Raw genomic sequence first — 20,148 nt, 5'->3', positions numbered from 1 at the left:
GACGCTTGCAGAACTTTTCATCGTATCTCATTGGGCTTATCGCGGTCGCTCTGATCTTCGATTTCCTGAACGGTCTGCACGACGCCGCCAATTCCATCGCGACGATCGTCTCAACCCGCGTTCTACGTCCGCAATTCGCAGTGGCCTGGGCCGCCTTCTTCAACTTCATCGCCTTCCTGTTTTTTGGGCTTCACGTGGCGCAAACTGTGGGCGCTGGCATCGTCTCGCCCGAAATCGTGGATGATTTCGTGGTGTTCGGCGCGCTGATGGGGGCGATCGTCTGGAATTTGATCACATGGGGATTGGGCATTCCGTCCTCGAGTTCGCACGCCCTCATCGGGGGCCTCGTGGGCGCCGGCGTGGCCAAGGTCGGCGCGTCCGCGATCGTCTGGAACGGGCTACTCAAGACCAGCGCAGCGATCGTATTGTCGCCGGCGCTCGGGTTCGTCCTGGCGCTGGCGCTGATCCTGCTCGTGTCCTGGATCTTCGTGCGGCGGACGCCGGGCGGCGTCGATTCGCTGTTTCGCATCCTGCAATTCGCCTCAGCTTCCCTTTATTCGCTGGGCCATGGCGGCAATGACGCGCAGAAAACCATGGGCGTGATCGCGGTGCTCCTCTATTCGCACGGGGCGCTCGGCGGCGAGTTCTACGTGCCCTTTTGGGTTGTCGTCGCCTGTCAGGCGGCCATGGGCCTTGGAACCTTGTTTGGCGGGTGGCGGATCGTGCGCACAATGGGATCCAGGATCACCCGCTTGACGCCGGTGCAAGGGTTCTGCGCCGAGACGGGGGGCGCTATCACGCTGTTTCTCGCGACGTCGCTGGGCGTTCCAGTGTCGACGACGCATACGATCACCGGCGCGATCATTGGCGTAGGCGCGTCGAGGCGCGTGGCGGCGGTCCGCTGGAATGTCGCGAAGGACATCGTTGTCGCCTGGGTCATCACCATGCCGATGGCCGCCTTTTTCGCCGCGACCTTCTACGCGCTTGCGAGGTTCGCGGCATGAAGCCGGCCAAAGCGAAGAAGAAGCGCGTCGGCGCGGGTTCCGTCGTTCGCACGCAATACGCGGCTTTACCGTGGCGGATCGATAGTGGGCGCCTGGAGGTCATGCTGGTCACCTCCCGCGACACAAAGCGCTGGGTGATACCGAAGGGCTGGCCGATGAAAGGCCGCAAACCGCATATCGTCGCGGCGATCGAAGCGGTGCAGGAGGCCGGCCTCGTCGGCAAGATGGACAAAGTCAAGCTCGGCGATTTCCGCTATGAAAAACGGATCGACAGCGGCGCGACCGTCGACTGCTGCGTCGAGGTGTTTTCTTTGCGCGTACAAAGGCAACGCAAGAAATGGCGCGAGAAGAAGCAGCGCGCCACCCGATGGTTCGAGTGCGCCGTCGCCGCCGGACTCGTGGAGGAGCCTGAACTTCGCGAACTGATGCTGGCGTTCTGCAGCGCGTCAACTCCGCCAAAAGTCTAACAGCGGCTAGATCACGCTGCATTTGGGCGGAATCGCCCAAATGCTGATAAATTGATCGATTCCAAAAGTTTAGAGCGCGCTCTACGCGAAAAGCCGGTTCCCACTTTTTCGCAGCGCTCTACCGCGTCTTGGGCGGCGGAGGATCGGCGCGCATCCAGCCTTTCGGAAGCTTCATGCGGGCGGCCTTACAAAACACCGTAGGTTCGGAGACTTTGGCGGTCTTGTCTTTTCTGCCCGAGCGGCTCTTGGCTCCTGCTGGGGGAGCATCCTTGTCGCCCTTGTCGTAGACCGTCTTGTCCTTGCAGACGTCGGGGCATTTGCCGATGACGTCGGACTTGTTCTGGCCGCATCCCTTGCAGGCGCATGTGGAGTTTGGAAAGTCCTGACCACTGGCCGCCCGCGCCGGCGCGACGCCCGCAATCAAAAAACCGCAGACGGCCACATAGGCAGCAACCCGGGAAACGGCCACCATATTGCTTCTCCTCTTCAAGACATCTTTTCACGATAGGAATGCGAAAACCTGGAATACACGGCGGCGCGCCGCCTTCAATAGCCGTTGAGGCGCGCGAGCCCCGCCTCGAGATCAGACTTCAGATCCGCGACATCCTCCAGTCCGATGGAGAAGCGCAGCGCCGGTCCTTCTTGAGTCCAGCGCGTCGCCGTCCTGTAAGAAGAGCAGTCGAAAGGCAGGACAAGGCTTTCATAGCCGCCCCATGAGAATCCGATGCCGAACAATTCCAATCCGTCGACAAAAGCGGCGACCGCCTCTTTTGAAGTCTTTTTAAGGATAACGGAAAAAACGCCAGAGGCGCCGGTAAAGTCTCGTTTCCACAGCGCGTGGCCGGGATGCGTCGCAAGGCCGGGATGCAGCACGCGCGAAACTTCCGGCCGGTTCTCCAGCCACCGCGCGATGTCGAGCGCGGCGCGCTCTTGTTCGCGCAGCCGTAGCGCCATGGTGCGCAGCCCGCGCAAGGCGAGCGCGGCGTCGTCGGGACTGGACCCCATGCTGAAGGCGTTGAAGGTCGCGCGCAGGCGCTTCGCCCACTCCGAATTGGCCGAAACAAGTCCCATGAGGAGGTCGGCGTGGCCCGAGAGATATTTGGTGCCGGCGTCGACGGCGAGGTCGCAGCCGCGCTCATGCGGCGGGAAGAGAAGAGGGGTCGCCCAGGTGTTGTCCGCGATGACACAGGCCCCGTGGGCGTGGGCGGCCGCGGCGATTGCAGGAATGTCTTGAACTTCCATGCTCTGGGAACCGGGCGATTCGACGAGCACGGCGGTCGTCTCGGGCTTCATCATCGCGGCGATGCCGCCGCCGATCAACGGATCATAATAGTCGACTTTGACTCCGAAGCGCGCGAGAAGAGCGTCGCAGAAGATCCGCGTCGGCTGATAGGCGGAATCCACGATGAGCGCATGCGCGCCCGCGTGGGTGGCGGTGAGAAGCGCCAGCCCGATCGCCGCAAGGCCGGAGGGCGTCAACACCGTGTCCGCGGCGCCGGCGATCTCGCTCCAGCCCTGCTCGAGCGCGCGAGTCGTGGGCGTCCCCTTGGTGCCGTAGGTGTACGGCTGCCGTAACGCCTCGAGAGCGGCGACCGTCGGGAACAGCACCGTCGAACCGCGATAAATAGGGGGATTGACGAAGCCGAAATGATCGAACGGCGTGCGGCCGGCTTGCGTCACCAGAGTGGCGGGCTTTAATTTGCGCCTTGCTTTTCTCTTTTCTTCGGACATGCCGCCTCTGACAACTCGCCTTTGCGTGAACGCCGCGCGACCGTAGTATATCCTCCGCCGGATGCCGAGCCCGCCATGATCCGCCGCACAACTTTCGCCGTCCTCGCGGCCTTCGCCGGAGCGCTTTTCGCTCTTAGCGCCGGCGCGCAAACGGATGTTGGTCCTACGCTCGCGCAGATCATGAAGCGCGGCTATTTGACCTGCGGCGTGACCGACACGCCCGGCTTCGCTCAACGCGACGGCGGAGGTGAATGGCGTGGCTTCGACGTCGATTTCTGCCGGGCCGTCGCCAGCGCCGTCCTCGACGACCCGGGCAAGGCGCGATTTGTCGAGCTCTCGCAAAAAGAGCGCGCGGGCGCGTTGCAGGCGGGCGCCGTCGATATGCTCGTCAGCGCGTCGCCGTGGACTCAAGCCCGCGACACCAGTCAAAAGCTGATCTATGCCGGCGTCTTTCTCCATGACGGTCAGGGGTTCTTGGTCCGCCGGCAGCGCAACTCAGCTTCCGTCCAGGACCTCGACGGCGCATCGATCTGCATCGAGCAAGGCACGCCTTACGAACTCGCGGTCGCCGACTTTTTCCGGGCTCGCAAGGCGAAATATGATCCAAAGCTGTTCCCGAGCCTCGAGGACGCGGCCAAGGCCTATGACGAGGAAAAATGCGAAGCGCTGACGGCTGACGTTTCCACGCTGCATCGCGTCCGCATCGGCTTGACCGCGCCTGCGGATCACGCGGTCCTGCCGGACATTCTTTCGAAATCGCCGCGCGGCCCGCTTGTCCGCCAAGGCGACGATCAGTGGCTGAACATCGTCCGCTGGACCTTGTTTGCGATGATCGACGCAGAGGAGCTGGAGGTGTCGAAGGCGAACGCCGACGCCGCTTTGTCATCGGAGAATCCGCAGATACGGCGGCTGCTCGGCGTTGACGGCGCCCATGGCGACGATCTCGGCCTCTCTCAGGATTGGGCCTACCGCATCGTCAAACATGTCGGCAATTACGCCGACGTTTTTGAGCGCAATCTCGGGCAGGGTGCGCCCTACGCCATGGAGCGCAGGCTGAATGCTTTGTGGAACAAGGGCGGCCTGATGTATGCGCCGCCGGTCAGATAGGGGTCCTTTCCGGCGAGCCGGCGCGGTGCTTCGCCCACCAATCCGCGAGCGCCTGGCGCTCGGGCGCGATGTCTTCCGCCAGCGGCCCGGCGAAGGCGCGCCATTCGTCGCGATAGTGCGGAGAGACCGCCGCGATCACTGGAACGCGCGCGTTCATCGCCGCTCGGAAGGCGTCGCAAAGCCCGCCACGCGCCGCCTCCTGTTTGGAGAACTTGCTGATCACGATCAATTGCGCGCCATCGCGCGCCGCGCGCTCAATCGCCGCGCAGGCGAGGGCCAGCTCGCTCGTATCGAGATTGCAGGCGACCGAACCGGGGCCAAGGTCCTGCGAGATCGGGTAAAGGGCGCCGGTGGCGACGTCGCGCAGTACGATGCCCGAGCGGCCCGATGACTCCGCGACGCGCGTCTGCGTCACGCCGCCGACCCGCACGCCATCCCGCATCAGCTCTTCGGCGAAGGCCTGCATCAGGGACTGGATCCGAACGCTATCTTCAGCGGGCAGGGCCGCAATGCGCGTCCATCCGGTCGAGGCCGTCAGGGTGGATCCGTTCAGGACATGAGATTCTTCGCTGGGGATCGACATCGAATCCTCGCCGGGCGCGCTGAAAGAGCCTATGTTTCAGGTTACGCGCCAGCCTCTTGTTTATCAGAGAGCAGGGCCGATTTGATAGAGAGCGTCAGATAAAACGACGTGAACCGCAGTGGGCGAACATTCACCTAAACCGCCGGCAGCTCAAGGCTCTGTGCAATCGGGGCCGATAGACGCCTTCCTGGACAAGGCAAAGAACGTCGCGGCGCGCGCGTCGCGCGGACGCCTGATTTTCGCGCTGGACGCCACAATGAGCAGACAGCCGACCTGGGACATGGCCCAGTCAATTCAGGGCGAAATGTTCCGCACGACCGCCGCGCAGGGCGGACTGGACGTTCAGCTCGTCTACTTCCGCGGCTTCGGGGAATGCCGCGCCTCGCGCTTCGTCTCAGGAGGCGAGGGCCTCGGCGCGCTGATGTCGCGCATCGCTTGTCGAGGCGGCCGCACGCAGATCGGCAAGGTTCTACGCCACGCTCTCGACGAATCGCGTGCGGGACGCGTGGGCGCGCTCGTTTACATCGGCGACGCTATGGAGGAGCAGCTCGACGCCCTCGCGGCGACGGCAGGCGAACTTGGGCTGCTCGGCGTCAAGGCCTTCATGTTCCATGAGGGCCAGGACTCGGCCGCACAGCATGCCTATCGTGAGATCGCGCGCCTGACGGGCGGCGCCTATGCGGCGTTCGACGCCACGGCTCCAGGGCGTTTAGCGGAGCTTCTCGCCGCCGCGGCGGCCTACGCGGTAGGGGGCAGACGCGAGCTGGAGCGACGCGCCGAAGAAGGCGGGGACGCCGCGCGCCTGCTTCTGTCTCAGATCGGTTGAGGATAAACGGATGCCCATTCTGATCGGACTGATCGCCCTGCTCCTGACGATTGTGGCGCTAAACGCCTATACGAAGACGTCGCCGGCGTTATTGGCGGTGATTTTCAAGCGCGGGGGCGGCTTCGTCGCCCTAGCGCTGGGCGCATTGCTTTTGGTGCGGGGACGCCTCGACCTCGGCATGGCGCTTTTGGGCTTTGGCGTTTGGCTCATGGGCCTCAGCGGGGGCGCCCTGCGCGGCTTTCGCAAAGCGGGCGCAGGCGCCGGCGGCGTATCGCGGGTTCGATCGGCGATGATCGAAATGGAGCTCGACCACTCCACGGGCGCCATACGGGGCGTGGTTCTGGCCGGTCAGCACGAAGGCGTGCATCTTGATTCGCTGGCGCGCCCTGCGCTCCTCGAACTCTACGGCGTTTGCCGCCAGGACGATCCTGACGGCGCCAGGCTTTTAGAGGCTTATCTGGACCGCCGATTTTCCGGCTGGCGTTCGGCAAGCGATACGCACGCAAACTCGGGGGGTTTTCGTCCGGGAGAGGGCGGCGCGCGTCATGCAGGCGCGATTACGGAAGACGAGGCTTACGAAATTCTCGGCCTCAAGCGTGGCGCGGCGGCGGCGGACATTGCGCGCGCCCACCGTGATCTGATGAAGAAGCTTCATCCAGATCTTGGCGGAACGACTGATCTTGCGGCCCGGGTGAATGAGGCCAAGGACGTCCTGATGCGGCGTCACCAGCACTGACGCGCGTTGCGCGCCGTAGTCGTGGTCCCAAGTCGTGGACATGATCAGTTCTTTGTCGTGAAGCAGGCGAAACCGGAGCGCTTGAGCGCCTTGCAGGCCGACTGCGCCGTGTCTTCCTCAAGCCCGGCGAAACGCGCGCGATAGAGCGTTTCAGTTCCCCGCTGCACCTTCTCGGTGAAGGCCCTGGCGGTCGCGGGAAAGCCTTGAAGCTGGCTGCGGGCGCGCACGAGCAGCTGATTGGCCTTTTCCTGATCCTCGGTCGCGCCGATCTGAATCATCCAGCCGGGCCGCCCCGGACGCGCGGCGTCCGCCTTTGCGAGCTGTGATTTTGCGGCGCCGCCGCGAACGGCCGAAGGCGTCGTGGACACGGGCGTAACCTCGATCTTACGCGCGCCGTTCGTCGTGGAGCCGTCGCGCGCGGCCACTGGCGTAGCGCCCGCGCGGGCCTTGGCGCTCGGAGACGCGCCCTTGCGTTCCGCATCCCGGTCGTCGGCCGTTCGCTTCTGACCGCCGGAAACGAAAGCGGGACGAACCACTGGCCGCTCAGCGCTCTCCTGCGGCGGAATGGCCGCCGCTGGAACCGGAGCGTTCAGCCGGCGGCCAAATGGTTCGGGCTGCCCGGCGGGCTCTTCCTGAGGCTCGGCATAAGCCAAGCGCTCCGCGGCGATCTGTTGGGCGCGCTCGGCGGCGCGTTCGGCGCGCTGCGTGCGCTCCTGCGCCAACTGCTCCTGCGCCTTGGCGGCGCGCGGATCTTCGCTCACCGCCGCCGCAGTTCTTACCGAAGAGCCGCCGTCGATGTTTTCCTCGATCAGCCCCGCCATGATGCGATCCCGCGTGTAGGCAGTCTTACCGCCCATCACCACCGCGACAATGTGATGCCCGCGACGGCGCACCGAGGTCAGTAGATTGAAGCCGGATGCGCGCGTGTAGCCGGTCTTGATGCCGTCCATGCCTTCGACCTGGCCGAGGAGATGATTGTGATTCCGGTGCAGGGCGCCGTTGTAGGCGAAGCTCGGCGTCGAGAAATAGCGATAATAGCGCGGGAAGCGCTCCTGGATGGCGCGTCCGAGCAGCGCGAGATCATAGGCGGTCGTCACCTGATTTGGATCGGGGAGCCCCGACGCGTTCTCATAATTGGTGTTGCGCATCCCAAGTGCATGGGCCTTGCGCGTCATCATCTGCGCGAAACTATGCTCGTCGCCCGCGACGTTCTCGGCGATCGCGCAGGCGATGTCATTGGCGGATTTGGTGACGACCGCCTTGATCGCATTGTCGACGCTGATCGTCTGGCCAGGACGCAGGCCAAGCTTGGATGGCGCCTGCGCCGCCGCATGTTGCGAAATCATCAGCGGCGAGTCCAGGCGCAGCCGCCCCTTCTCGAGCTGCTCAAACAGAAGAAAGAGCGTCATCACCTTTGTAACCGAGGCGGGATGGCGCAACTCATGCTCGGAGCGGGAATACAGCGCGCGGCCGCTGTTGGCGTCGACGACGATGGCCGAAAAGCCGCGATGCTCGCCGACAACAGGATCGCTATTGGTGTTTGCGCGCGCCCGAACGGCCGAATTGCGGTCGTCAGAAGCGCTGCGGTGATGGAAATAATGTCTGCCGCGCGCCTCCGCGGAGACCGACATTGTGACGAGGATTGTGATCGTGGCAAAGCTTGCCGCGAGGGAGCTGGGCCGCGGCAGGCGGTCCGACAAACTCGATCTCAGCATAAACGCGCCCCTTGACTTCACTGTTGTTCGCGCAACCGCCCAGCCGCGCCAAAAGTGACGATTTGGCAAACTAAGCGCTTGCAGTTACCCGCGGGTTAAGCGCTAGCCCGGCGCTGTGACTATTTTGCGCCGCAACATTTTCATTGACTTTATTTTGTGCAATGCATATAAATAGGTCGTGAGCGGGCGCATAGCGCCGCATAGGGCGCCTTTGCGCCAAAATCATGAGGACGAACCCATGGCAGCTAATTTCGACAGCGTTCAGAAGCTCGGCAAAGAGCAGTTTGAAGCCGTGTCCGCCGCCGCGGCTGCGGTGACCAAGGGCTGGCAGAGCATCGCCGCCGAGACCACCGATTATTCCAAGAAATCCTTCGAAAAGAGCCGCGTTCTGGCGGAAAAGCTGATTACGGTGAAGAAGATCGACGAAGCGCTTCAGCTTCAGACTGATTTCGCCAAGAGCGCCTACGAGGATTTCCTCGCCGAAGCGACCAAGCTCGGCGAACTCTACGCCTCGATCGCCAAGGAAGCGTTCAAGCCGATCGAATCTGCGGCGAAAGCCTATAGCCCTGCCGAGTAATAGGCGCTAAACAGGTTCGTCCAAAACGCGGCTAGGACAAATGAGCCCCGGGGAGGCGGTCGCCTCCGCCGGGCTTTTGACTGAGCGTCGTTCGTGCTGCTTCGTCGAGACCGTGGTCTCTGGCAAGCTCGAAAGGCGGTCTTTATCCTAGGAGTACAACATGAGTTATGGAAAGCCGGCGCTCGCCGCCGGCGCCCTGTTTGGCGCGTTTCTTCTGAGCGCTGCAACGCCCGCGACTGCGCAGGATGTGCGCATCGGCTGTTCCCTCGTCCAGCAATATGGCGGCGCGGAAGTGAGCGCCATGCTTGAGCAGGTCCGCTCAACCGTTGGCGACAGCGAGGCGAACACGCTTCACGCCAAATATGTAGGCCTCAAGAACGACTGCAATTCTAATCTGAGCGCGTCTCGTGTGGTTCACCTCTCTCCCGCGATGCACCGGCTCCTCGCCGAAAATGGCGTGAACGTTCACCGCTTCGCTGTTTTGCGGCGATAGTCTGCGCTCCGCCCCAAACGTGAAAACGTTGGGGCGGGCGCCGCTTTTCACGCGATCTGGGGACGGCGGCGCGCGCGGAGTTCCGGGACGGGGCGCGAAACTGTAGACTTCGGCCCGAATCCGTCCGCGCCCTCGAGCCTCAGACCATGCCTGCCGCCGAAGCCAGCTTCGTGCATCTTCACGTCCACACCGCCTATTCGCTGCGCGAGGGCGCGCTGTCGCTTGGCAAGCTGATTGATCTCGCGGTGCGCGACCTCCAGCCCGCGCTCGCTGTCACCGACACCAATAATCTTTTCGCGGCCCTGGAGTTTTCCGAGAAGGCCGTCAAGGCTGGCCTCCAACCGCTCGCAGGCGCACAGCTCCGCGTCGATTTCGGCGACGGCAAGGGCGGCGCAGTCGCGGCGCGAGACGATCGTTTCGCCAATATCGTGCTGCTGGCCAAGACCGAGACGGGCTATCGCAATTTGATGCGGCTCGCCTCGCGCGCGTTTCTCGACACCGCGCAGGGCGACGAGCCGCATCTGACGCTCGAAGCGCTGGCCGCCGACGCCGAGGAGCTCATCGCGCTGACCGGCGGACCGGACGGCGCATTGGACCGCGCCCTGGCGCAGGGCAGGCCGGAGCAGGCGCGCGCACGCCTCGCAACGCTCGAGCCTCTCTACGGCGACCGGCTCTATATCGAGGTCCAGCGCCACAGTTTGCGTTCTGAACGCGACGTGGAGCCGCAGCTGCTGGACCTTGCGTATCGTCGCGGCTTGCCGCTTGTCGCGACGAATGAGCCCTATTTCGCTCAGCCCGCCGATTTCGAAGCGCATGACGCGCTGCTCTGCATCGCCGAAGGCGCGGTGACGAGCGTCGACGACCGGAGGCGGGTCTCGCCCGAACACTACTTCAAGACTCGCGCCCAAATGTGCGCGCTTTTCGCCGATCTCCAAGAGGCGACCGCAAACACGCTGGAGATCGCCCGTCGCGTCAGCTTCCGGCCCCAAACGCGCAAGCCGATCATGCCGCGCTTCGTCCAGGAGGCGCGCGACGCGCAGTCTCTCGACGACATCGAGGCGCAGGAGCTGCGTCGGCAAGCGATCGAAGGGTTAGAGCAGCGCCTCGCCGGGCATGGGCCGGCGCCGGGCCGAACGCGGGAAGAATACGCCGCGCGACTCGATTTCGAACTTTCCGTCATCGAGAAGATGCGCTTTCCCGGCTATTTCCTTATCGTCTCCGACTTCATCAAATACGCCAAATCCCAGGGAATTCCGGTCGGACCGGGACGCGGCTCCGGCGCGGGTTCGCTCGTCGCCTATGCGCTGACCATCACCGATCTGGATCCGGTTCGCTTCGGACTCTTCTTCGAACGCTTCCTCAACCCTGAGCGCAATTCGATGCCGGACTTCGACATCGACTTCTGCCAGACGCGGCGCGGCGAGGTGATCGATTACGTCAGACGCCGCTATGGCGCCGACCGAGTGGCGCAGATCATCACCTTCGGCTCCTTCCTGGCGCGCGGCGTTTTGCGCAGCGTCGGTCGCGTTCTCGAAATGCCGCTCGGACAGGTCGACAAGCTCGCCAAGCTCGTGCCGCAGAATCCGGCGAAGCCCGTCACGCTCGCCGAGGCGCTGGCGAGCGAGCAGAAATTACGCGAGGCCGTCGAGGAGGACGAGCGCGTCAGGCGGCTCTTTAAAATCGCCGGCTCGCTCGAAGGGCTTTTTTCCAACGCCTCCACCCACGCGGCCGGCGTCGTCATCGGCGACCGCCCGCTGCACGAGGTGGCGCCCCTTTACCGCGATCCAAAGTCTGACATGCCGGCGACCCAGTTCAATATGAAGTGGGTCGAGCCGGCGGGATTGATCAAATTTGACTTTCTCGGTCTGAAGACGCTCACCGTGCTCGCAACGGCGAGCGGTCTGGCGCGCCGCCGCGACCCTGGCTTCGACCTCGCCAAGGTTCCGCTCGATGATCCGGCGACTTATGCGCTGCTCGGCCGCGGCGAGACGGTCGGGATATTCCAGCTGGAAAGCGCTGGCATGCGCAAGGCGCTGGTCGAAATGCACGCCGATCGCTTTGAGGACATCATCGCGCTCGTGGCGCTGTATCGCCCGGGACCGATGGCCAATATCCCCACCTATTGCGCGGTGAAGCTCGGCGATGAGGAGGCGGATTATTACCATCCTAAGATCGAGCCCATTCTGAAGGAGACCTTCGGCGTCATCATCTACCAGGAGCAGGTGATGCAGATCGCGCAGGTGCTCTCCGGCTACACGCTGGGCGAAGCCGATATGCTCCGCCGCGCCATGGGCAAAAAAATCAAGTCCGAGATGGACGCCCAGCGCGAGCGCTTCGTCAAAGGCGCCATCGCGCGCGATGTAAAGGCGGACCTCGCCAATTTTATCTTCGACCTCTTGGCGAAATTCGCCGATTACGGCTTCAACAAGAGCCATGCGGCGGCCTATGCGCTGATCGCCTATCAGACTGCCTGGTTCAAGACGCACTATCCGGCGGAATTCCTCGCCGCCTCGATGACCTTCGACAAGAGCCAGACCGACAAGCTCGCCGAGTTCCGTGACGAGGCGCGGCGCATGGGCATCGCGGTCGAACCGCCGTCGATCAATGAGTCGGGCGTCGACTTCGACGTCGCGCCGGGCGCCGAAGGCAGGCTCGCGATCCGCTACGCATTTTCGGCGATCAAGGGCGTCGGCGAAGCGCAGGCCGAGTCTCTGGTGCGCTCCCGCGGGGCGCGCCAATTTGCGAGTCTCGCCGACGTCGCGAGACGGCTGAACCCCCGCGAAGTGAACAAGAAGACGCTGGAGAGCCTCGCGGCCTGCGGCGCCTTCGACGAGATCGAGCCCAATCGCGCCAGGGCTTTCGCCGCGATCGAGGCGATGCTCGCCGCCGCGAACAGGCACGCCGAGGACCGCAAGGCCGGGCAAAATGCGCTCTTTGGCGAGGCCGAGGCTGCGGACCTCGCGGTTCCAAAGACGCCGCCCTGGCCAGCGGCCGAGACGCTGCGACGCGAATATGAAGCCGCCGGCTTTTTCCTCTCGGGCCATCCGCTCGACGCTTACGCCGGCCTTTTACCCAAGATCCGCGTGTCGCGCTGGAGCGAATTCGCCGCCTCGGTCAAGCGCGGCGCGACCGCGGGCCGGCTCGCCGCCGTGGTTTTGGACAGGACCGAGAGGCGCACCAAATCCGGGTCCAAGATGGGCATCTTGCAGCTCTCGGACGTCAGCGGACACTACGAGGCGATCCTCTTCCAGGAGGGGCTGACCCAATATCGCGATCTTCTGGAGAAGGGCGCGGCGGTGCTCGTGACCCTCTCCGCGGCGGTTGAGGGCGAGGACGTCCGGGCGCGTATCGTTGCTGTCGAACCTTTAGCCGCGGCGGCGGCGCGCGCGCAAAAGGGACTGCGCGTCGTGATCGGCGACGAAGGGCCGCTCGACGGGATCAAGACTCGGCTCGCCGGCCGTGGCGACGGCGAGGTGTCGATTCTTCTGAAGCGCGATGCGGGACGGGAGGAAATCGAAATCCGACTGCCCGGAAGCTATCCGATCACTCCGGAAGTGGCCGGCGCGCTGCGCGCCATTCCGGGCGTTCTGGAAGTCGAATATCTGTAGGGAGCTACTTAAAGTTAAACTACAGGTTTAACAATTAAATTATTGATTTAATTATATTCATGCATACCTATATATAAAGCAGTAGCTGCGCGATCGAGAAGCTGGGCGCCCCGCGCGGGAGCGATCTTTCCAGACGCCGGGAACAAAAGCTCGTCGAGATCGTTAAAGGGCCGTTAGGTCTAACTGCAACCTTTCCTCACCCGCCGGGAGGCCCTCATGGACGCGTTGCTCTCCGCCGCAGCCGCGATCGTTGGCGCGCCCAACGCGCAGTTCCTCGCCCTTCTGATCATCGGCGGGCTTATCGGCTGGAGCGCGACAAAGCTCTGGCATGTTCTGCACGTTGACGTTCGAGCAGGGGCATTGGTGCTCTCGGCGGTCACGGGGGCATGGCTGACGGCCGAACTCGCCGTTCGCGCCGGAGTGGGCCAGCGCTGCGCAGACGCGGTCTTGATCGCCGGCGCGATCGGCGCGGCGCTGTTCTGCGTCGGATGCCGGGCGCTGCCTCACGCCAATAGATCTCCCGAGGACATTGCCGTCCGCCATTGATATGCCTAGCTTGGTGAGAGAGGAGACTCTCCGCTCTTGACCGTGCTTGATCTCTTGAACGACGACCCCCGCAAGAAGCGGGGGGAGACGCCGCTGCGTCATCCTGAAAAGGCGGGCCGTCCTGACGCGCCCATTCTGCGCAAGCCGCCGTGGATTCGCGTCAAAGCGCCCGGTTCGAAGGCCTGGGCGGAAACCAGCGGCCTCTTAAAGGACGCCGGGCTCGCGACCGTGTGCCAGGAAGCGTCCTGTCCCAACATCGGCGAATGCTGGGAGAAAAAGCACGCCACTTTCATGATCATGGGCGAGATCTGCACGCGCGCCTGCGCGTTCTGCAACGTCGCCACCGGCCTGCCGACACGGCTCGACCCGACCGAGCCGGGCAGGGTCGCCAAAGCCACCCGCGCTCTCGGCCTGTCGCATGTCGTCGTGACGTCCGTCGATCGCGACGATCTCGTTGACGGCGGCGCCGGTCATTTCGCCGAGACCATCGCCGCCATCCGGTCGGCGTGTCCCGAAACGACGATCGAAGTGCTCACGCCGGACTTCCTCAGGAAGCCTGGCGCGCTGGAGCGCGTGGTGGCGGCGAGCCCGGACGTCTTCAATCACAATCTCGAGACCGTGCCGTCGCTCTATGTCACGGTGCGGCCGGGCGCGCGCTATTTCCACTCGCTGCGATTGCTTCAGTGCGCCAAGGAGCTGAACCCCTCGCTTTTCACCAAGTCCGGAATCATGGTCGGGCTCGGCGAGAGCCGTCTCGAAGTGATGCAGGTGATGGACGACATGCGCTCGGCGGACATCGACTTCATCACCATCGGCCAATATCTGCAGCCGACGCGCAAGCACCATGCGATCGAGCGCTTCGTGACGCCGGAGGAATTTGAGTCCTATAAGACGCTCGCCTACGCGAAGGGCTTCCTCTACGTCGCCGCCTCGCCGCTCACCCGCTCGTCGCACCATGCCGGCGAGGATTTCGCGAAATTGCGCGCGGCGCGCCAGCGACGGCTCGCGCTAGGCGAGGCGAGCCCGATATGTTGAGCGTCGCCGCCTTCAGATCACACCCACGCCGGGCCTTCGACGCTGGAAGCGGCCCCTCGTCCTTCGAGACGCGTGCTGCGCACGCTCCTTAGGATGAGGGGCCTTTGATTCCGCAGCCGCTCCGAGCTGATAGGAGAACGCTGCCCTCAGAAGCTGAGCGGCTAATTCCATCGTGTCTTGCCCCAGTAAGCAGTCCACATCCTGAGGAGCCGCCCGCAAGTCGGGTTCATCCGACTTGCGCATCAAATGTCGATCTCGGGCAGGCCCGAGATCGAGGTGGCGTCTCGAAGGATGAGGATGCGCCAACCGCATCCTTCGAGACGCGGCCTTCGGCCGCTCCTCAGGATGAGGATTCTGGCCTTCCTGTCGGCGAGCAGGCCGATTCGCCGAAGAAGGCCGCCACATGAACGAGGCCGACGAAGCCGAAATCGAGGCCAGCAAGGCGCCGTTGATCGAACATCTGATGGAATTGCGCGAGCGCCTGATCAAGGCGCTGCTCGCGTTTCTCGGGATGTTCGTGCTCTCCTTCTTCTTCGCCAAGGATATCTACAATCTGCTTCTCATTCCCTACACGCAGGTCGCAGGCCCTGAGGCGCGGCTGATCTACACGGCGCCGCAGGAATATTTCTTCACCCAGATCAAGGTCGCGCTGTTTATGGCGGCGTTTTTCTCCTGCCCGATCGTGCTGTCGCAGATCTACGCCTTCGTCGCGCCGGGACTCTACAAGCATGAGCGCCGGGCGTTTCGGCCCTATCTTTTCGCCACGCCGATCTTCTTCGCCTTCGGCGCGCTCGTCGTCTATTTTCTGGTGATGCCCAATCTGCTGCGTTTCTTCATGGGGATGCAGCAAGCGAATGAACCGGGCAAGGCGCAGATCGAACTGCTGCCGCGCGTCTCCGAATATCTTTCGCTGATCATGACGCTCGTGCTCGCCTTCGGCATCGTGTTTCAATTGCCGGTGGTTTTGACGTTGCTCGGTCAGGTCGGCATCGTGACGTCGGAGTTTTTAAAGGAGAAACGGCGCTACGCCGTCGTGCTCGTCTTTATCGTCGCGGCGGTTTTGACGCCGCCGGATGTGTTCTCGCAGCTCGCGCTCGCTGTCCCCGGCGTGCTGCTCTACGAAGCGTCGATTTACGCCGTGCGCATGATCGAGAAGAAGAGGGCCGCGGCGCAGCAGCCCTCCGCTTGACCCCTTCTCCCGCTTGCGGGAGAAGGTGGCGCAATGAGTCTCCCCGCGTCATGCCCGCGCTTGTCGCGGGCATCCACGCGGTGCCGTTGCGCATACTCTGTCATTTGACCGAAGCCGCTCGGCGTGGATGGCCGGGACAAGCCCGGCCATGACGGTCTGTTGTCACTCGATCACTGTCCAGGCGCCCATGTACGACATCAAATGGATTCGCGAGAACGCTGAACTTTTCGACCGCGGCCGCGCGCGGCGCGGGCTGGAGCCGATCTCAACGCAGCTGCTCGCCTTTGACGATGCGCGGCGCGCGGCGATCGGCGCATTGCAGCGCGCGCAGGAGCGCCGCAACGCGGCCTCGAAAGAAATCGGCGCGGCGATGAAGGCGGGCGATAGCGCCAAAGCCGAAGCGCTCAAAGCGGAAGTCGCGACGATCAAGGAGAACTGGCCGGCGCTGGAAGAGGCGGAGCGATACGCCATCGCCGAACTCGACGCTGCGCTCGCCGCCATTCCCAACACGCCGCTCGATGAAGTCCCCGACGGCGCCGACGAGAATGACAATGTCGAAGTCGCGCGCTGGGGCGAGCCGCGCGTGTTCGACTTCACGCCGAAAGAGCATTTCGAAATCGGCGAAGGCCTCGGGCTGATGGATTTCGAAACGGCGGCGAAAATTTCCGGCGCGCGCTTCGTCGTGAATAAAGGTGGGCTGGCGCGGCTGGAGCGCGCGCTCGCGCAATTCATGCTTGATCTGCATACGAACGAGCATGGCTATATGGAGGTAAGCCCGCCGCTGCTGGTGCGCGACGATGCGATGTTCGGCACGGCGCAATTGCCGAAGTTTCGGGATGATCAGTTCTCCGTATCGGCAGGTCGGCAGATCGGCAGTGGGCAGTCGGATCCAACTGCCGAAGCCCGAATGCCGACTGCCGATTACTGGCTCATCCCCACCGCGGAAGTGCCGCTCACCAATCTCGTGCGTGAATCCATCCTCGACGAAGCGCAATTGCCGATGCGTATGACCGCCGGCACTTATTGCTTCCGCGCCGAAGCCGGCGCCGCCGGCAAGGACACGCGCGGGATGATCCGCCAGCATCAGTTCTACAAGGTCGAACTCGTGTCGATCACGACGCCGGAAGATTCGCTCGAAGAACATGAGCGCATGACCGTCTGCGCCGAGAAAGTCTTGCAGCTTTTGGAACTGCCCTATCGCAAGGTCGTGCTCTGCACCGGCGACATGGGCTTCGCGAGCCAAAAAACTTACGACCTCGAAGTCTGGCTGCCGGGGCAGGGGAGATACCGCGAGATTTCCTCATGCTCGGTCTGCGGTGATTTCCAGGCGCGGCGCATGAACGCCCGCTATCGCCCGAGCGAGAGCAAAGGGCCGCGTTTCGTCCATACGCTGAACGGCTCCGGCGTCGCGGTCGGCCGCGCGATGGTCGCGGTCTTGGAGAATTACCAGCAGGCCGACGGCTCAGTCGACGTTCCGCGCGTCCTTCGGCCTTACATGGGCGGACTCACGCGCATCCCGAGCTGAACGCCGTCGGTGGACGCAACGCCCGCGTCTCGCGGGCTCTTCGCAATGGGGCTCGGGCGACGTCCCAAAAAACGGCGTCCAGCCATAGCCGTAATCGGCGCGCGGCGCATAGCCGTCGCTGAGCAGGTCGCGCGCCGCGACGGGCAGCACCACGGGAGCGGCCAAAAATCCCAATAGGCCGGAGCCGGGCGCGGTCGGCGGCGCGCCGGGGATGACAAGCGGCGCCGGGACATAACCCATGGTCCCGCCATATTGCACCTGGCACCAGCGGCCGCAGCCCAGGACATTGAACGGAATATTCGCCGCCATGGTCGTGACCGGCCGCGCATCCGAACTTGGGCTCACGCGCAGCGGCATCACCGCCGCCACATAGGCCTCAAAAGCGGCGGCGCAGCCGGGAAGGGCGGCGAGCGACGCCGCGAGCAAGAACGACAGTCGTAAGCGCATCAAAAATCCCCCCGAGAATGAGGCTGCAACTCGAGGGCGATCAGGTGAAGAATGTTTTTCCTCACCCTCATCCTGAGGAGCCGCCGCCAGTCGGGTTTACCCGACTTGCGAATTTAATGTCGATCTCGGGCAGGCCCGAGATCGGAGGTGGCGTCTCGAAGGACGAGGACTGCGCCATTTGGAATTTTGCATGACGATTAGAACGCGACCGAGGCGGACCGAGTGGTGTGAGCGTGCTGGGCCGGGAGCGGCGCGAGGCTGCGCCACCCGAAATAAGTGTCTTACGCGCCAAGCGCCGTTGAAATCTCGGCTAGCGTCGCGCGTTCGGCGTCGGTGACCTTCACCCCGCCAAAGCCCAGAAAGCCGCCCTCGACGCCCGCTTCCGCCACCAGATTGGCGATATGGTTGAGCCAGTCCTTAAACGCCTTCGACTCATTTGGCGCCTTGGCATCGAGGATGGAGGCGGTGCGGCGCAACTCGACGAGCGCCCGATCTTTGAACTCCTCCACCTTGGCCCCGTCCACCACGCCTTTCACCCCTTCGCGGGCCGCCGCGCGTCCGTCGGGCGTGAGAAGGTCGTCGACAACCGCCTTGATCAGCGCGTCGGCGTTCGGATCGGATTTTGCCGTGGCCAAAGCCTTGGCGCTCGCGAAGCCCTCCTGCAAGGTGCCGATAAAGCCGCTCGGATCGCCGGCGCTTACGGCGAAGCCGGCGAGCAGCGGCGATTCAAGCAGTTTTTTCCATTCTTCAGCTGTGAAATCGGATTTGTTCGCCATTGTTCCCTCCGTGGAATATCTCAGGAGCCAGCGAGAGCTCGTCGATAGAACTGCAACATGACGCAAATGTTCCAGCCGCGTGAAGGCGGCGTCTTTTGCCGCTCTCGTCAATGAACTAGAAGCTTGGCGCATGAAGAGTTTTCGCAACCGTCGCTACGTGCCGCACAGCGCAGGAGAAATGTTTGCGCTGGTGCGCGACGTTGAATCCTATCCGCAATTCGTGCCCCTCTGCGAGGCCGTGCGCATCCGCCGACGGTCCGAGATCTCGCCTGGGGTCGAGCTGTCGCTGATCGAGATGCAGGTTGGCTTCAAAGCGATCTGCGAGCGCTATGTGAGCCGCGTCTGCTGCGACTTCAACAAATTAGACATCAGAGTCGAGTGCGCCGAGGGACCGTTTCGAAAACTCGACAATCGCTGGACGTTCCGCGACGAGCCGGCGGCGACCGGCGGCGCGCCCCGGTCGATGGTCGAGTTCTTCATCGCCTATGAATTCAAGAGCCCGGCGCTTGGCTTTGTGATGGGCGCGATGTTTGATCGCGCGTTCCACAAATATGCGGACGCCTTCGCCGCACGCGCCGACGAGGTTTACGGCCGCCGCTGAGCCGCATCGACGGCGTCAATCATCATATCCAGCGCTTGCATGACGGCCGCGGCGCGGATCTCGGCGCGCGACAGCGGTCCATAGCGCCGCTCGATATGGTCGACGCCGCCGCCGCGCCGGGCGCAGGCGAAATGAACCAGCCCCACAGGCTTTTCGAGCGAACCGCCGCCGGGTCCGGCGACGCCCGTCACCGCGACGGCGACATCGGCCAGCGAGCGGTCGATGGCGCCCAGCGCCATGGCGCACGCGACCTCGGCGCTGACGGCGCCATGCGCTTTGAGCAATGCGTCCGCGACGCCCAGCATGTCGGATTTCGCGGCGTTGGAATAGGTGACGAAGCCGCGGTCGAAAACATCCGAAGCGCCGGCAATGTCCGTCAGCGCCGCGGCGACGAGGCCGCCGGTGCAGGATTCGGCGCTCGCAAGACGCAGGCCTTTGCCGCGGGCTTTATCGATAAGTTCTTTAGCTATTACGTATGTCGTATGTTCATTCATTACGTATCTCATAAATGCGCATTACGTATGTCATAACTCATGCGTCGGCTTGCCGCGCAGCGCCTTCACGTCGCCGCGCTGTTTCTTGCCGTCGAGACGCCTCAGCTTCGAGCCGAGCGTCGGCCGGGTCTTCTTTCGCGGCGGCGGCGGCGGAGCCGCCGCGATGCGGATGAGGTCGATGAGGCGCTCGAGCGCATCCGCCCGGTTGCGCTCCTGCGTGCGATGGCGGCGCGCTTCGATGAGGATGACGCCGTCCTTCGTCAGACGCCTGCCGGCGAGGCGCGCGAGCCGCGCCTTCACATCATCGGCGAGGCTGGGCGAATTGCGGATGTCGAAGCGCAGCCGCACCGCGGTTTCGACCTTCTGCACATTTTGGCCGCCGGGCCCCGACGCGCGCGCGAATTCCTCCACGATTTCCCATTCGTGGAGCGCGATTCTATCGGTCACGCGGATCATGAGAGGCCCCGGCTTTGCGAACCGGCCTTATAGCAGGTCATGCGCACAATGGACGCTGCACAGCAGCTGCTCTCTGGGCGATCGGGTAAAGGGTTTCCTCATCCTTGTAACTTAAACCGTGCCGGATCGGCTAACATTGCCGCTGCGGTGGCGGACGGGACGCCGGCTCATCCTCGGGCGATCGAGCCCGTTCCTCAGCTTGGCCGCCCGTCCGCCGTTCCATCGAACCCGA

Annotated in this window: 21 protein-coding genes; 13 read left to right on the top strand and 8 right to left on the bottom strand. The window is 63.7% G+C overall.

Annotated elements, in window-relative coordinates; genetic code table 11:
* Window positions 1–5 precede the first annotated feature (5 nt).
* Entirely contained in the window at window positions 6–1,004 is a 999-nt protein-coding gene (locus tag ACR65W_RS00120) for an inorganic phosphate transporter (protein ID WP_434501065.1), read from the top strand.
* Complete coding sequence (locus ACR65W_RS00115) at window positions 1,001–1,471, top strand: NUDIX hydrolase (RefSeq protein ID WP_434501063.1); 471 nt, start codon at window positions 1,001–1,003, stop codon at window positions 1,469–1,471. The genes ACR65W_RS00120 and ACR65W_RS00115 overlap by 4 nt, the downstream gene beginning before the upstream one ends.
* A gap of 118 nt (window positions 1,472–1,589) precedes the next feature.
* Here ACR65W_RS00115 and ACR65W_RS00110 read toward each other — a convergent pair whose 3' ends face one another.
* Window positions 1,590–1,943 (bottom strand): hypothetical protein, encoded by a 354-nt coding sequence (locus ACR65W_RS00110; protein ID WP_434501062.1) that lies wholly within the window; start codon window positions 1,941–1,943, stop codon window positions 1,590–1,592.
* Window positions 1,944–2,017: 74 nt separating this feature from the next.
* The gene (gene metC / locus ACR65W_RS00105; RefSeq protein ID WP_434501061.1) at window positions 2,018–3,202 is read right to left on the bottom strand and encodes a cystathionine beta-lyase; all 1,185 of its coding nucleotides are present in this window, start codon (window positions 3,200–3,202) and stop codon (window positions 2,018–2,020) included.
* A 75-nt stretch (window positions 3,203–3,277) separates the two neighbouring features.
* Between metC and ACR65W_RS00100 the strand changes: the two genes are divergently transcribed.
* Complete coding sequence (locus ACR65W_RS00100; protein ID WP_434501059.1) at window positions 3,278–4,309, top strand: amino acid ABC transporter substrate-binding protein; 1,032 nt, start codon at window positions 3,278–3,280, stop codon at window positions 4,307–4,309.
* Here ACR65W_RS00100 and ACR65W_RS00095 read toward each other — a convergent pair.
* Window positions 4,302–4,892, bottom strand: coding sequence for a DUF2478 domain-containing protein (locus ACR65W_RS00095; protein ID WP_434501058.1), 591 nt, complete (start codon window positions 4,890–4,892; stop codon window positions 4,302–4,304). The genes ACR65W_RS00100 and ACR65W_RS00095 overlap by 8 nt on opposite strands.
* Before the next feature lie 118 nt (window positions 4,893–5,010).
* Between ACR65W_RS00095 and ACR65W_RS00090 the strand changes: the two genes are divergently transcribed.
* Window positions 5,011–5,718 (top strand): VWA domain-containing protein, encoded by a 708-nt coding sequence (locus tag ACR65W_RS00090; protein ID WP_434501056.1) that lies wholly within the window; start codon window positions 5,011–5,013, stop codon window positions 5,716–5,718.
* Between the two features lie 10 nt (window positions 5,719–5,728).
* Entirely contained in the window at window positions 5,729–6,454 is a 726-nt protein-coding gene (locus ACR65W_RS00085; RefSeq protein ID WP_434501055.1) for a DnaJ domain-containing protein, read from the top strand.
* Window positions 6,455–6,498: 44 nt separating this feature from the next.
* Here the strand turns inward: ACR65W_RS00085 and ACR65W_RS00080 are convergent, their stop codons facing one another.
* Complete coding sequence (locus ACR65W_RS00080; protein WP_434501054.1) at window positions 6,499–8,169, bottom strand: serine hydrolase; 1,671 nt, start codon at window positions 8,167–8,169, stop codon at window positions 6,499–6,501.
* A gap of 238 nt (window positions 8,170–8,407) precedes the next feature.
* On the opposite strand from ACR65W_RS00080, the gene ACR65W_RS00075 reads away from it, so the two are divergent.
* The 7 genes from ACR65W_RS00075 (at window position 8,408) to serS (ending at window position 17,142) form a co-directional block, all read left to right on the top strand.
* Entirely contained in the window at window positions 8,408–8,746 is a 339-nt protein-coding gene (locus ACR65W_RS00075) for a phasin family protein (RefSeq protein WP_434501052.1), read from the top strand.
* A gap of 160 nt (window positions 8,747–8,906) precedes the next feature.
* Window positions 8,907–9,239, top strand: coding sequence for a hypothetical protein (locus ACR65W_RS00070; protein ID WP_434501051.1), 333 nt, complete (start codon window positions 8,907–8,909; stop codon window positions 9,237–9,239).
* A gap of 146 nt (window positions 9,240–9,385) precedes the next feature.
* Window positions 9,386–12,847: a DNA polymerase III subunit alpha gene (gene dnaE, locus ACR65W_RS00065; protein ID WP_434501050.1), complete on the top strand. Its 3,462-nt coding sequence runs from the start codon at window positions 9,386–9,388 to the stop codon at window positions 12,845–12,847.
* A gap of 216 nt (window positions 12,848–13,063) precedes the next feature.
* Entirely contained in the window at window positions 13,064–13,393 is a 330-nt protein-coding gene (locus tag ACR65W_RS00060; protein WP_434501049.1) for a hypothetical protein, read from the top strand.
* 36 nt (window positions 13,394–13,429) lie between these two features.
* On the top strand, window positions 13,430–14,428 hold the full coding sequence (lipA, locus tag ACR65W_RS00055) for a lipoyl synthase (protein WP_434501048.1): 999 nt from the start codon (window positions 13,430–13,432) through the stop codon (window positions 14,426–14,428).
* A 403-nt stretch (window positions 14,429–14,831) separates the two neighbouring features.
* Window positions 14,832–15,617: a twin-arginine translocase subunit TatC gene (gene tatC / locus ACR65W_RS00050; RefSeq protein ID WP_196400399.1), complete on the top strand. Its 786-nt coding sequence runs from the start codon at window positions 14,832–14,834 to the stop codon at window positions 15,615–15,617.
* Window positions 15,618–15,804: 187 nt separating this feature from the next.
* The gene (serS, locus tag ACR65W_RS00045; RefSeq protein ID WP_434497850.1) at window positions 15,805–17,142 is read left to right on the top strand and encodes a serine--tRNA ligase; all 1,338 of its coding nucleotides are present in this window, start codon (window positions 15,805–15,807) and stop codon (window positions 17,140–17,142) included.
* Here serS and ACR65W_RS00040 read toward each other — a convergent pair.
* Together ACR65W_RS00040 and ACR65W_RS00035 are read right to left on the bottom strand one after the other, a co-directional pair.
* The gene (locus tag ACR65W_RS00040; protein WP_434497851.1) at window positions 17,080–17,589 is read right to left on the bottom strand and encodes an SH3 domain-containing protein; all 510 of its coding nucleotides are present in this window, start codon (window positions 17,587–17,589) and stop codon (window positions 17,080–17,082) included. The genes serS and ACR65W_RS00040 overlap by 63 nt on opposite strands.
* A 281-nt stretch (window positions 17,590–17,870) precedes the next feature.
* Window positions 17,871–18,365 carry a hypothetical protein gene (locus ACR65W_RS00035; protein ID WP_434501047.1) on the bottom strand — a complete coding sequence of 165 codons (495 nt, stop codon included), beginning with the start codon at window positions 18,363–18,365 and terminating at the stop codon, window positions 17,871–17,873.
* Window positions 18,366–18,495: 130 nt separating this feature from the next.
* Between ACR65W_RS00035 and ACR65W_RS00030 the strand changes: the two genes are divergently transcribed.
* Window positions 18,496–18,966: a type II toxin-antitoxin system RatA family toxin gene (locus ACR65W_RS00030; RefSeq protein WP_434501046.1), complete on the top strand. Its 471-nt coding sequence runs from the start codon at window positions 18,496–18,498 to the stop codon at window positions 18,964–18,966.
* On the opposite strand, the gene ACR65W_RS00025 is transcribed toward ACR65W_RS00030, so the two are convergent.
* Both ACR65W_RS00025 and arfB read right to left on the bottom strand, forming a co-directional pair.
* Complete coding sequence (locus ACR65W_RS00025; protein ID WP_434501044.1) at window positions 18,951–19,460, bottom strand: CinA family protein; 510 nt, start codon at window positions 19,458–19,460, stop codon at window positions 18,951–18,953. The two genes, ACR65W_RS00030 and ACR65W_RS00025, sit on opposite strands and share 16 nt — an antisense overlap.
* Before the next feature lie 30 nt (window positions 19,461–19,490).
* Window positions 19,491–19,916 carry an alternative ribosome rescue aminoacyl-tRNA hydrolase ArfB gene (gene arfB, locus ACR65W_RS00020; protein ID WP_434495119.1) on the bottom strand — a complete coding sequence of 142 codons (426 nt, stop codon included), beginning with the start codon at window positions 19,914–19,916 and terminating at the stop codon, window positions 19,491–19,493.
* Window positions 19,917–20,148 lie beyond the last annotated feature (232 nt).

The sequence above is a fragment of the Methylocystis sp. genome (assembly GCF_051062815.1).
Classification (GTDB): domain Bacteria; phylum Pseudomonadota; class Alphaproteobacteria; order Rhizobiales; family Beijerinckiaceae; genus Methylocystis.
The sequence above is the reverse complement of the archived record's forward strand: the minus strand, read 5'-3'. Positions and strand labels throughout refer to the sequence as shown.